General features: G+C 41.0%; 7 protein-coding genes. 5 read left to right on the forward strand and 2 right to left on the reverse strand.

Annotation, left to right across the window (positions count from 1 at the left end; all coding sequences use genetic code 11):
• Positions 1–11 precede the first annotated feature (11 nt).
• The 4 genes from PULV_RS18235 (at position 12) to PULV_RS18250 (ending at position 7378) form a co-directional block, all read left to right on the forward strand.
• The gene (locus PULV_RS18235; RefSeq protein ID WP_193332668.1) at positions 12–1220 is read left to right on the forward strand and encodes an EAL and HDOD domain-containing protein; all 1209 of its coding nucleotides are present in this window, start codon (positions 12–14) and stop codon (positions 1218–1220) included.
• Between the two features lie 108 nt (positions 1221–1328).
• Complete coding sequence (locus tag PULV_RS18240; RefSeq protein WP_193332669.1) at positions 1329–3077, forward strand: substrate-binding domain-containing protein; 1749 nt, start codon at positions 1329–1331, stop codon at positions 3075–3077.
• Between the two features lie 374 nt (positions 3078–3451).
• Positions 3452–4201 carry a hypothetical protein gene (locus PULV_RS18245; protein WP_086743348.1) on the forward strand — a complete coding sequence of 250 codons (750 nt, stop codon included), beginning with the start codon at positions 3452–3454 and terminating at the stop codon, positions 4199–4201.
• 135 nt (positions 4202–4336) lie between these two features.
• Entirely contained in the window at positions 4337–7378 is a 3042-nt protein-coding gene (locus PULV_RS18250; RefSeq protein ID WP_193332670.1) for a methyl-accepting chemotaxis protein, read from the forward strand.
• Between the two features lie 1033 nt (positions 7379–8411).
• Here PULV_RS18250 and PULV_RS18255 read toward each other — a convergent pair.
• The gene (locus tag PULV_RS18255; protein ID WP_193332912.1) at positions 8412–10016 is read right to left on the reverse strand and encodes an isocitrate lyase; all 1605 of its coding nucleotides are present in this window, start codon (positions 10014–10016) and stop codon (positions 8412–8414) included.
• Positions 10017–10281: 265 nt separating this feature from the next.
• On the opposite strand from PULV_RS18255, the gene PULV_RS18260 reads away from it, so the two are divergent.
• A complete protein-coding gene (locus PULV_RS18260) occupies positions 10282–12489 on the forward strand; it encodes a malate synthase G (RefSeq protein ID WP_193332671.1) in 2208 nt (735 codons plus the stop codon).
• A gap of 452 nt (positions 12490–12941) precedes the next feature.
• Here PULV_RS18260 and PULV_RS18265 read toward each other — a convergent pair whose 3' ends face one another.
• Entirely contained in the window at positions 12942–13664 is a 723-nt protein-coding gene (locus PULV_RS18265) for a YebC/PmpR family DNA-binding transcriptional regulator (RefSeq protein ID WP_086743344.1), read from the reverse strand.
• Between the last annotated feature and the right edge of the window lie 13 nt (positions 13665–13677).

A 13677-nucleotide genomic window follows, 5' to 3' on the forward strand; every position in this document is an offset into this window, starting at 1 on the left:
GGGAAGAATCAGTGAAAGTGTATACCGCACGTCAAGCTATCTTTAATCGTAAACAGCAAGTTGTTGCATATGAATTATTGTTTCGTGATGGCCAAAATAATGCTTTTCCCAACGTTGAAAGTAATCAAGCAACTGCCAAGTTGATGTTAGATAGTCAATTTAATCAAGGGTTGAAAGCCATTACTTCGGGCAAAAAGGCGCTAATAAATTTTCCTGAACAAGCTTTATTAGATCAACTCCCAAGCTTGCTTCCGGCAGATTTGGTGATTATTGAAATCTTAGAAGATGTGCGCCCATCTGAGCAGGTTTATCAGGCTTGTTTGTCCTTATTTCAACAAGGATACAAGCTCGCTTTGGATGATTTCGAATACCAAAGTGCATGGCAACCATTTTTAAAAATCTGTCGGTTGGTCAAAATTGATATTATGGCAACACCGCTCAATACCATCGGGCCATTAATCTTAAAACTAAAAGCTCTGCCAAAAATGAAAATTTTGGCAGAAAAAGTCGAAACTTACGAAGAGTTTGAACAAGCAAAAAAGATGGGGTTTGATTTTTTCCAAGGTTACTTTTTCTGTAAACCTGAGATTGTTGAGCAAAATGATATCGATAATAACCATTCAACGATTTTGGCGCTCTACAAGGAGGTGCTAAAAGCTGATCTCAATTACTGCACTATATCTGAGTATTTTGAGCATGATACTGCCCTAGCCTATAAATTATTGCGATTTATAAACAGTGGGTTATTTCCTTTGAATGATCCTATTGATTCACTCAAGCAAGCACTAATTTATTTAGGAGAAGAGCAAGTTAAAAAATTTGTTTGTTTGATTTTGACCGCCCATCTGGCTCAAAATAAACCCTCAGAGTTGACTGAATTATCGATTATTCGAGCGCGGTTTTGTGAGTTAGTGGCACTTAAAGTCGCACCCGCAAGTAGCGGCAGCGCGTTTTTACTTGGGTTGTTTTCACTCATTGATGCCATTTTGGATAAGCCAATGGACGATATTGCGCACTCTTTACCAATCAATGAAGACGTCCAAGCGGGATTATTAGCAAAACCTGGCGTACTGACCACTATCCTCAATTTAATTAAAGCTTATGAATCAGGAAGTTGGTGGGCCTCTAAAAAAGCATGCCAACAAGCGCGTTTAGCTGAAGACGCTTTGCCGCAGTATTATCAACAAGCCATTGCTTGGGCAGATGCTTACAAGCAATAAGACTGTTTTATCCACTCTTAAAACTGTAAACCCCCTTTACAGTGTCATAAAAATGCCATTATCTTTTTTTACTATGCGGCCTAACTTTTAGGAACGAGGATTAACAGGGTGGATAATCAAAATAATGCACATGTTTCAGAACATGAAGTCGAACTATTGAGCTTATTTAAATCATTGCAACAACTATCACATAACCAATTTGAAATTACGATTTCGAGTGAAAAAATGTTGGTAGATGATGAATACCGAAACTTGGTTTTTACAGAGTTGTATGAACTCAATCATCCTGAATTTACCGTTATCATTGACCGCTGCCGTGCGTTGTATAATCAAATCAATGCCGAAGCAGTGATGCACTCTTCGGCACAAGAGGTCATGGCGAAACAATCCTCCGTTGATAACAAATCGATTTTAATGATGGCCTCTGGAGTGATTTTATTATTACTCATGATGGTGTTTTATTTCTTTTTTTCTGAGCCGAGTACTTCGACTGAGAATATGGTGCCAACAACCTCCCCGACTCTCCAGCCTGTGGCGACAACAAGCGCACAAACCGCTCCTGCTTCGCAGCTATCTTTGCCTGTTGTCGCTGAGCCATCAGCTCAAGCGAAAACCGCTTTTACCTTACATGGCTCTAATACCATAGGTGAAAAACTAGCTCCGGCACTAATCGAAGCATACTTAACCACACTCGGTGCAAAAAATTTAGTGTGGAAGCAAGGTGACAACGCTGTTGAACGCGCGGTCGAGTACACCTTAAATGGGGAAGCATTAAAGATTAACTTACAAGCACATGGCTCAACGACAGCATTCAAAGGGCTTGCTGGCGGAATGGCCGATATCGGTATGGCTTCGCGCCGCGTGAAATCAACCGAAGTTGAATCCATGAAAGTGACTCTTGGAGATTTAAGCAAAGTCGGTAACGAGCATATTATCGGCTTAGATGGGCTCGCGGTAATAGTGAATCAAAATAACCCAATCAGTAAATTATCGACAGATACATTGGCAAAGATTTTTTCTGGCTCGATTACGAATTGGTCACAAATTGGCGGGCCTGATTTGGCTATAAATCTTTTTGCCCGAGATTTGAAATCTGGCACTTGGGATACATTTAAAAACTTAGTGCTCAAAAAGTTTAATTTGTCATTAGCTGACACGGCGACCCGATTAGAGTCGAGTACTGAACTCTCAACATTGGTATCACAAGACGAAGGAGCCATCGGTTTTATCGGCCTCAACTATATTCAGTATAATAAAGCGCTAGCGATATCAGAAGGTGCTGGTACAAGCGCGATCTTCCCTACTCGCTTTACAATCGGCACTGAAGATTATGCTTTAGCTCGTCGCTTGTATTTATATACTCCGACCGCCGCAAGTAACCAAGTGAAAGAATTTGCACAATTTGCAATTTCAACGCAAGGACAGGCGATTGTTGAACAAACCGGTCTTATTTCGCAAAATATTAAAGTTGAAAGTGTGTACCCGATGGAAGAAGCGCCAGCTGCTTATAATCGATATGCTGACTTAGGTAAGCGCTTATCGCTAAACTTTCGGTTCAACTATGGCGATCAAGATCTCGATAATAAAGGCAAACGTGATTTAGAGCGTTTAATTGAGTTTATGGAACAAAACCAAGGCCGCAGGCTCGTGTTAATGGGGTATTCAGATAGCATTGGTGCCAAAATAAAAAATACTCAATTATCACTAAACCGTGCTAAAGCGGTTGAAAAAGAGCTGCAAGCGCGAGGAATTCCGGTAATGGCAGTCGAAGGATTAGGCGAAGCCTTACCTGTGGCTAATAACGACAATGAGCAAGGTCGAGAGCGTAATCGTCGGGTTGAAGTATGGTTACTTTAAAACGTTAGCTTAGGGGCTGTTGATCTTTCGTGATGATTTTTGCAGCGAATTGTTGGGTATTGATACAAGGCAGCGCTTTTGTGGTGTAGCGAGCTACACGAAAAAGCGATAACGCAGTAGAAATACCCAACAAACGCTGCCCGAAGGGTTCGGCTAAAAGCGTATTTCTCTTTGTTGAGCAGTATTTGCTTAGAATGACTAGGCTACACACTGCTCGCCGAGATAAAAACGCTTTTATCTCGAACAAAATTTAACCACGAAAGATCAACATCCCCTAGTTTGGTCATTGAATAAAAAGGGACGGATGCGCCCTTTTTTCATTTTATTGTCATACAAAGCGCTTAATATGGACACAACAAGTTTAAGGAGCAAGAATGATGTTTAACGTAATTTCTGACAAAAATAATATTATGGCTGTGTTTCAATCTTACTCGATCACGCAGGCGTTAGAAGTTAAATATAACGTACAAACAGTACTTGCAAACTTAAACATCCCTTCGGCCGAATTACTGGCAAAAATGCAAGCAGAAGGCCTTTCGCTTGACGATTTTGATTCACAGTCAAAACGTGCAGATCAGCAAAATGCTGATTCGGTATTGCGCAGCCATCTAAAACCGTTATTTCTAGATTTTGCACATTTGAATGAGGTTATTTCGAGTTTAAGTATTAAACAAGCTATAGCCGTGCGAGATATTTTATCGGCGATGTTACCTCACTTAAAATTACCATCTGAAAGTTTACTCGCCGAAATGGAAAAAGAAGGGTTATCACTGCATAAGCTAGGCGTGAAAAATTCAGCGCCACAAGCAACCGTTTCAAATAGCAAAATTGCGCAAACTAAGTCACTCTTAGGCCAAGCATTGCAACAAGACTCTACAACATTGTCTTTGCAGCAACAGGTTGCGGCCGCAAAAGCTAAAATGCAAAGCCAGACAGATCAACAAGCCATCGCGCGTAAAAAAGCATTATTAGGGTCTGCGTTGGCTGAGCCAGCTTTAAGCTCTAATGTGACGCCGATAAAAGCAGCGTGTGAGCTGAGCTTAGTTAAATCAAATGAAGAACAAAGTAATCAGCACAGTAAAGCGTCACAACAAGAGGCGGCAGATAGTTCTCTTGCTTGCTAAGGCACTTTCAAATAACTTCTGATACCTGAGTGACTTAGCTTAGTATTATTACGCTATTTTATTTATATCGACTAGTCTTTATTCCTATGTATAACCAATGTGCGTCATTATGTTTGGCACAAATAGGATGTGGCTATGAGCTCAATTAAGGCGAAACTTCTTAGCGTCGTTTTAGGTGGTTTATTTACGATTGTAGTGGCAGGCTCGCTTGCTGTGTACAATTTCCATCTATTAATCCTCGATTTTGATTTAGTGATTAAGCAACAGCTTGATGCACGAAACCACACCAATAAAGTACTGAGCGAATTCAAAACACAGGTGCAAGAATGGAAAAATGTTTTAATACGCGGTCACGATGCCACGCAGTATGACAAATACCTCAAGCGGTTTATTAAAAATGAACAGTCTATTCAGCAGCAAATAGACGATTTACTCGCCCGGTCCTATTTATCAGCATCAAGTTTAGACATGCTGAGAGAATTTAAGCACGAACACGCAAAACTCGGAGGCCTTTACCGTCAGGGGCTTAAAGAATTTGAACAGGCTCAATTTAATACACAAGCGGGCGATAGCGCAGTAAAAGGCATCGATCGCGCTTCAGCAACATTGCTTAATACACTCAGTGAACAAATTGCTATTCAGGCTGATCAACAAGTGTCACACATCGAAGCTAAAGCTGAGCAATTGTTATATTACACCGTTATCGCAATATTGATTTTATTGTTAGTGACTACATCGGTTGTTATCTATTTTATTCAGCGGTTGATCACCACTCCGGTGAAAGAAGCAGCCCATGTCGCAAAAGAAATAGCGCAAGGGAATTTGCATAATCAGATCATTGTTAATAGCAATGATGAGATTGGCCGCTTATTGGGTGCATTAAATAGCATGCAAACAAATATTCGCGATATTCAAGCCGATTTAACTGTGCAGATGGAACAACAGAAACAAAAAGCAATTGAATCAGGGCGAATTAAGCAAGCTCTTGATAATGTCTCTGCCAATGTAATGGTGACTGACTCAAGTTATACCGTCATCTATACCAACCAGTCGATGAGTACAGTGTTTAACGCGATGCAAACTGAGCTGGCTCAGCAGTTTGGGCAATTTGATAGTCAGCAATTGCTAGGTCTTTCACTCACTCATATCTTCAATCATCAGCCACAGCAATCGCTGTTGTTATCGGCAGCAGAGCGTTCAATTGAAGTTGAAGTGACAATTGCCAAGCGAATTTTTAACTTAGTCGCTAGCCCTGTTCAAAATGATGCTAATCAGGTCATCGGTGTTGTTTGGGAGTGGGATGATTTAACCGAACAGCGCGAAGCTGAGCTTCAGGTATCGACCATTATTAATGCGGCAAAAAAGGGTAAGTTATCAACGCGTTTAGATACTAGCCGACTTGATGGCTTTATGGTGGTGCTAGCTAAGGGTATCAACGAAATGCTCGACGCAATTGTCGCACCCATTCAATTAACAGCAAGATATATTGACCAAATAGCGCAAGGGGAGATACCTAAAGATATTTCTACAGATTATCAAGGTGACTTCAATCAAATAAGAAATAGCTTTTTAACCTGTACAGAAGCCATTGGTTTATTGATTACTGATACCAATATGTTAGTTGACGCAACCAGTAAGGGATTGTTGAAGCAACGCGCTAAAGCCGAGTTTCATAAAGGTGACTATAAAACGATTATCAACGGCTTTAATCAAACTTTAGATGCGATTGTTAAACCCATCGAAACGACCAGTCATTATTTGAATCAGATTGCTCAAGGGCATATTCCAACTCAAGTCAGCGACGATTATCAAGGCGATTTTATCCAAGTTAAAGACAGCCTAACTGAGTGTGCTCGTGCTATCAATGCACTGATCAGTGATACCCAATATCTTGCGGACTCAGCAATTAAAGGGCAACTCAGTGTGCGTGTTGATAGCACGAATCATCAGGGGGATTTTGCCAGTATAGTGCAAGGCATTAATCACACTTTAGATGCGATTGTTCAACCGATTAATTTGACTGCTAATTATTTAAATGAAATATCACAAGGGATCATTCCTGAGCACATTAGCGAGCAATTTGAAGGGGAGTTTGCTCAGGTGCGGGCTAGTTTAGTCCGCTGTACGTCTGCTGTGCAGCAACTGCTTTCGGACTCATCTTTGTTAGCTGATGCGGCTGCCGCAGGCGATTTGTCTGTGCGTGCAGATCAAGCGCAGCATTTAGGTGAGTTTGCCAATATTATCAGTGGCTTTAATGCGACCCTTGATGCTATTACACAGCCTTTGAATGAATGCCAGCAAGTAATAGGCGCTCTGGCGCAAGGTAACCTGACAATGCGGGTCGAAGGGTCGTACAGTGGTCAATTTAAAGAGCTTCAGCAAAGTGTTAATTCAAGTGTGACTAACTTAGCGGCACTTGTTGGGCAAATCGATCAAACAGCGGTGAGCATAACAGCATCTTCAACCCAGATTTATCAAGGTGTCACTGAGCTCAGTCACCGCACAGAATCGCAAGCGAGTTCTATCGAGGAAACCACAGCATCGGTCAGTGAATTAACAGCGACTGTTAATTTAAATGCTAGCAATGCACAAAGCGCTAGTCAGTTAGCAATGCAGGCCAATACTCAAACTCAGCATGGTGAAGATTTATTAAATAAAACAGTTTCAGCAATGAAAGCGATTAGTCATAGCTCCGATGAGATTTCAAAGATAATTCAAGTCATCAATGAAATCGCTTTTCAAACTAATTTACTCGCTTTAAATGCGGCGGTTGAAGCCGCGCGTGCCGGTGATAAAGGCCGAGGGTTTGCGGTTGTTGCGGCAGAGGTTCGCCAACTAGCACAGCGTAGTGCTGAGGCATCTAAAAATATTGGGCTATTGATCAACGACAGTGTTGCCAGAGTGAAACATGGCATGGAATTGGTCGATGATTCGGGAGTCACGCTCAAAGGTATTTTAGGGGCTGTTCAAGAGCTGAGTGGCTTGATGAATAACATTGCCAGTGCCAGTAAAGAGCAGTCATCCGGAATTAATCAAATCAATGTTGCCATTAAACAAATCGAGAAAATGACCTATCAAAATAATGAGCTGGTTGAAAACGCGGGTTCTTCAAGTTCTGAGTTAGAACAACAAGCACTTGAGATGAAAACCCTGATGGGGCAATTTGTCGTCGCTTAAATAGAGCTTTTTAAATAGCCCGTTTTATAACGGGCTTTAACCCCCTTTACAAACCAAATTTTTACTAACCTCCTTTTACTTAGCCATGCACTTTAGTCATTGTTGCTGTGTACTTTTTCACGAAACCTAGAGTTAATTAACTCAAAAGCAAGAGATGCGAGTTACTATAATTTGCATGTTTGACATTGATGCTAACTATTTACTTAGTGAATAGTGATTCATACATTTTGGCCGATAAACAATGCAAACCGATTTTTTACTAACTATTTGAGGCTCGTTACATAACAGCGAGCCAAATTTTGTTAGCTCGCGGGTTAATAAAAGTGATGACTCTGCGGTTGGGTCTGGATGCTTGCTTGGACCAGGCTTGAAATGCGCTGAGCTTATTAGTCATATATCGGTATTCACTTAGTAAAATAGCGATCTGTATCTCGATAATCGCTGAACAGCTTAGTTAAAATATGATCCCAATCCTTAAGTTCGCGCTGTCTGTAATCAACCTATTGATGGTATTTTGTGCTGCATTGGCTTTAGTTAGTAAAAATCTGATCCCAACCACCCTTCTTAACGGCTAAATCCTAAATGAATGTAAAGCAACTGTTAACCACAGACGAGTAGTTTTAATTTATAAGTGATTAAAAATACTTCTAGTTAGTAAAAATATGATCTGACGGATCTTTGTAAATGAATAAACAGGGTTAGTAAAATAATGATCTATGTTTTTCCATTGTTGGTAAAATATTGATCCCATTTTAGAGGGTGTTTTAGCACTTGAAGTTATTATGTTTATAATCAGTTAGTTATGTGTGCTTTATTTCGCATTTCAAATCTGAAAAACTGGGAGCGTGCACTTATACACTTGGCCGAAATTACAAGTTAGTAATCGCGAGTGAGTGTCTGATCGATGGTTTTATGAAGGATAAAGTGTTTAGACCAAAGGTTAGTAAAAATCTGATCTGAGCGAATTTCGGGTATAAAAAAAGGCTGTTGCCAGCCTTTTAACACAGTTAGGAAATAACAGCTTTTACATCAATTAAAACTGATTCATTGTATTGGCTTCACCGCCCGCTTTTAGTGCGTTTTCACCTGAGAAGTATTCTTTATGTGTGTCACCAATGTTTGAGCCTGCTAAGTCTTGATGTTTAACAGACGCTTGCTCTCGGCGGATTTCCTGGCGTTGAACATCACGAACATAAGCCAGCATACCTAAGTCTCCAAAGTAGCCTTCAGCTAAAATATCAGTACTCAATGCAGCAGTATGATAAGTTGGTAAGGTGATCAAGTGGTGGAAAATCCCCGCTTCCATTGCACCATCACGCTGGAAGTTTTGCACCAATACATCGGCTTCTTTGGCGAGTTCTGTACTGTCCATCTCACTGGTCATCAGTGCTTTGGCATCAAGGCTTGGATCTGGGTAGCTAGTTAGATCTTTTCCTGCTTCTTGCCACTCTTGGTACACTTGCTCACGGAATTTAAGTGTCCAGTTAAATGATGGAGAGTTGTTATACACCAATTTTGCATTCGGAACGGTTTGTTTTATTTCATTCACTAATTCAGCTATTTGCTTCACATGTGGCTTTTCTGTTTCGATCCACAGTAAGTCAGCGCCAGATTGCAAGCTAGTAATGCAGTCAAGCACAACGCGCTGCTTTTCGGTTCCTTCTCTAAATTGATATAAACCATTATCTAAACGCACTGGTTTGACTAATTGGCCATCAAGTTTAATGGTCATGTCGCCTTCATTTAGGTCTTCAGGGCCATTTACTGGGCTCGTGTCTAAGAAGCTATTGTACTGGCTGGCTAAATCACCAGGTGTGCGAGAAACTGGGATTTTTTGTGTCAAGCTGGCACCTAAAGAATCCGTACGGGCAACAATGACACCGTCATCAACACCTAGCTCTAAAAATGCATAACGAACGGCGTTGATTTTAGCTAAGAAGTCTTCATGTGGAACGGTGACCTTTCCTGCTTGATGGCCACACTGTTTAGCATCAGATACTTGGTTTTCGATTTGAATACAACATGCACCTGCTTCAATCATTTTTTTAGCCAATAAATAAGTGGCTTCTTCATTACCAAAACCAGCATCGATATCGGCAATGATAGGCACAATGTGGGTTTCGAAATTATCAATTTTATTAATGACTGCATTTACATCACCGCCATTGGCACGAGTTTGATCTAACTCTTTGTAAAGATGATCTAATTCGCGGGCATCTGCTTGTTTTAAGAAGGTATAAATTTCTTCAATTAGGTTCGCAACCGCTGTTTTTTCATGCATGCTTTGGTCTGGAAGTGGGCCAAAATCAGAACGTAATGCTGCAACCATCCAACCACTCAAATACACGTAGCTTTTTTTCGTGGTTTTTTGATGGCGTTTTACAGCCATCATCATTTGTTGTGCCGTAAAACCATGCCAGCAACCTAAAGATTGAGTGTAGTTGCTATGGTCTTGATCGTAATCAGCCATGTCTTCACGCATTATTTTTGCGGTGTACTTCGCAATATCTAACCCAGTACGAAAACGATTCTGTAAGCGCATGCGACTGGCGTATTCAGGGTTGATTGCACTCCATGCTGAACCTTGGATTTGGCATAAGGTGCTGATATGGTCAATTTCTTGTTGATAGTTAGACATCATTTATTTCCTTCAAACGGGTAGTATTATTTTTCAGCGCATTTTGTGAGAGGCGCTTCACTTGTGTTAAATCAACACTAGGCTGTTTTGAAGTGATTTAGTTAATTTATACTTGTTATCATGAGTATTTCTTCTGTGAATGGTTTTTATGGGGCAAACTCGAGCTTTTTTGATTTATACGCGTTAGATTAAAACCATATAAAGCACTCAATGGAAAAAGGAGTTGGGTGTGGTCTCTCACAGCAAGATTTGAAGGTAGCGATTTATGAATGGCACACAACACACACCACCCTCTTCGCGTATTGAGCATGCAGGGTTGCAGATTGATCCCACTTTATACCAATTTATTAATCAAGAAGCCTTAGCGGGTTTACCTGTATCTATTGATGATTTCTGGCTGCGTTTTGCCAACATCATTAATGAATTAACCCCAATTAATCGTGGTTTGCTGGCTAAGCGTGATCAACTTCAATCGCAGATTGATGCCTATCATCAGCAACATCCGAGTTTGAATGCTGCGCACTACCAGGCTTTTTTAACTGACATCGGTTATCTAGCGCCGGCCGTTGCTCCTTTTGAAATTACCACCGCGAATGTTGAGCCCGAAATAGCTTCTCTCGCGGGTCCTCAGCTTGTAGTGCCGGTCAGTAATGCTCGGTTTGCACTTAATGCCGCTAATGCTAGGTGGGGCTCGCTCTACGATGCTTTGTATGGTACTGATGCAATTAGCCTCGATGATGGCGCCGAAAATTCAGGTATGTATAACCCGGTCCGTGGTAAAAAAGTGATCCGTTATGGTCGTGAATTTTTAGATTCAGCACTGCCGCTTTCAACTGGCTCACATGGCGATAGCACTAATTATTCAATTAATAACAATCAATTATTAGTAACACTTGAAGATAGTCGTCAAATTTCATTAGCTGAGCCAGATAAGTTATGCGGCTTTGTCGGTCAGGCGCAAAACCCCAGTATTTTATTATTCAAAAATAACGGGCTGCATTTTGAAATCCATCTAGATCACTCTAGTGCCATTGGTGGCTCCGATCCGGCTGGTATAAAGGACATCGTACTTGAAGCCGCTCTTACTACGATTATGGATTGTGAAGACTCAGTCGCAGCTGTTGATGCGGAAGATAAAGTGCAGGTCTATCGGAATTGGCTTGGTTTGATGAAAGGGACTTTAGTCGAGAAACTCGAAAAAAATGGCCATACCATTGAGCGTCAATTAGCATCAGATCGCGTTTATACTAACTTGGCTGGCGAGAGTTTTTCTTTAAAAGGTCGCAGCATGATGTTTGTTCGTAATGTCGGCCACTTGATGACAAACCCAGCTATTTTAGATGCTTCAGGTGATGAAGTATTCGAAGGAATAATGGATGCCATGATCACTTCATTGGCAGCCATGCACGATTTGAATGGGCTCAGTAAATTTAAAAACTCGACCGCTGCCAGTATAAATATCGTCAAACCCAAAATGCATGGACCTGATGAAGTGGCTTTTAGCCATACACTCTTTGGAAAAGTAGAAGAAGCGCTTGGTCTGCCCCGCTTCACCTTAAAAATGGGGATTATGGATGAAGAGCGCCGTACGACTGTCAACCTCCCACAATGTATTTATCAAGCCAAAGAGCGTGTTGTATTTATTAATACGGGCTTTTTAGATCGTACAGGTGACGAAATTCATACTTCAATGGAAGCGGGTGTGGTTGAGCCTAAAGCTGATATCAAAGCTGCCAAATGGATCCAAGCGTATGAAAATTGGAATGTTGATACTGGCTTGCGTTCAGGGCTAAGTCATAAAGCACAGATCGGCAAAGGCATGTGGCCTATTCCTGATCATATGGCTGCCATGATGCAGCAAAAAATTGCTCATCCACAATCAGGTGCTAATACAGCTTGGGTGCCCTCCCCTACCGCGGCCACTTTACATGCAATGCATTACCACCAAGTTGATGTATTCCGTCAGCAAGATATCCTCAAGGAGCGACCTTTAGCGTCTTTGGATGATATTTTAACCCCTCCCCTTTGTGCTGATGTCAATTCGCTTACGCCTGAGGTCATTCAAGCTGAGCTCGATAATAATGCCCAAGGGATCCTTGGTTATGTTGTCCGTTGGATAGATCAAGGCATCGGCTGTTCAAAAGTGCCTGATATTAACAATATTGGTTTGATGGAAGACAGAGCGACTTTACGGATTTCGAGTCAACATATGGCTAACTGGCTGCGTCACGGTGTGTGTTCAAAAGAACAAGTCATCGAGACGATGAAACGTATGGCTAAAGTTGTGGATCAACAAAATGCACAGGATCAGAATTATACTAACATGGCGGGTACAGATCAGGATTTTACTAACAATATCGCCTTCCAAGCTGCTTTAGAATTAGTGCTAGCTGGAGTATCACAACCTAATGGGTACACTGAGCCAGTTTTACATCGTTCACGACTTAAGTTGAAGCAAAAAATGAAACGTTAAGCCTTTATTTATTGGATGTTCAAAGCCATGACTAGTAATAGCATGGCTTTTTTAATGCCTGCTGTAATAATTTTGTAAAGGGGGTTTACAGTTGCTAAAACTCACGAGTAGCTGGTAAAAAGATGATCTGAATCTGGTTCCATTTTGAGGTCAGTTGATAAAAACATGATCTAAAAACTGACAAGTTAGTATTTATCTGGTTTGGGACTGATAAATTATCCCTCGAATGAAGTCGATTAAGGTGAACTTTCTTGAATTAACATGTTTTTAGAGCGTTTTTTGAACAAGTTAGGCTCAGATATGCTTGAAAAACAGGCGGAATTATTTGACTGGTATTGCTTAGTAAAAACCTGATCTGTTTGTTCTTTAGCTAGTTAAATCGTGATCCAAAAAAAGCCGAGTGAGACACTCGGCGTTTTAAATTGGTCATTAACCTAAGCTCAGGTTAATTATTAGTCTTTAATTATTGCATTGTGATACACATTTTGGACGTCATCACAATCTTCAAGCATCGCCATAAATTTTTCAAACACAGGAATATCATCCCCGGAGATTTCAGTGCTGACTTGTGGCACAAAGGTAATTTCGTCTATTTCAAATGTTGTATCAGGAAATGCATCAAGTAATGCTGTTTTGGTTTTGAAATACTCAGTGTGAGGAGCAAGTACAGATATCATATCGTCATCTTGCTCAACGTCAGTCACATCGACATCAGCCATCATCAGTGCTTCTAAAACAGCATCTTCATCATCGCCTTTAAAGCCCAAAATAGCTAAGTGATCAAATGAATGGGCCGCAGTACCTGGGCTACCAATTTTAGATTCTGTTTTAGTAAAGGCTAAACGCACATCTTTAATGGTACGGTTTGGGTTATCTGTTAAACAGTCAACAATCACCATGCAGCTGCCCGGGCCAAATCCTTCATAACGAGCAGGTGAATAATCTTCCCCCCCTACCCCTTGGCTTTTCTCAATGGCTTTTTCGATAACGTGAGTTGGGACTTGGTCTTTTTTGGCTTTATCAATCAAACGACGAAGAGTGAGGTTAGTATCAGGATCAGGGCCGCCACTTTTTGCTGCTACGTAGATTTCTTTACCATACTTTGAATTAACTTTGGTCTTAGCGGCCGCCGTTTTCATCATCGAACCTTTACGAACTTCAAATGCTCTACCCATCTTAATCACTCTT

Origin of the sequence: Pseudoalteromonas ulvae UL12 (genome assembly GCF_014925405.1) — a bacterium.
Lineage (GTDB): Bacteria > Pseudomonadota > Gammaproteobacteria > Enterobacterales > Alteromonadaceae > Pseudoalteromonas > Pseudoalteromonas ulvae.

Coding starts and splice junctions, on each gene's coding strand:
- PULV_RS18265 (WP_086743344.1), bottom strand. CDS start 13,664: ATGGGTAGAGCATTTGAAGTTCGTAAAGGTTCGATGATGAAAACGGCG.
- PULV_RS18255 (WP_193332912.1), bottom strand. CDS start 10,016: ATGTCTAACTATCAACAAGAAATTGACCATATCAGCACCTTATGCCAA.
- PULV_RS18250 (WP_193332670.1), top strand. CDS start 4,337: ATGAGCTCAATTAAGGCGAAACTTCTTAGCGTCGTTTTAGGTGGTTTA.
- PULV_RS18260 (WP_193332671.1), top strand. CDS start 10,282: ATGAATGGCACACAACACACACCACCCTCTTCGCGTATTGAGCATGCA.
- PULV_RS18245 (WP_086743348.1), top strand. CDS start 3,452: ATGATGTTTAACGTAATTTCTGACAAAAATAATATTATGGCTGTGTTT.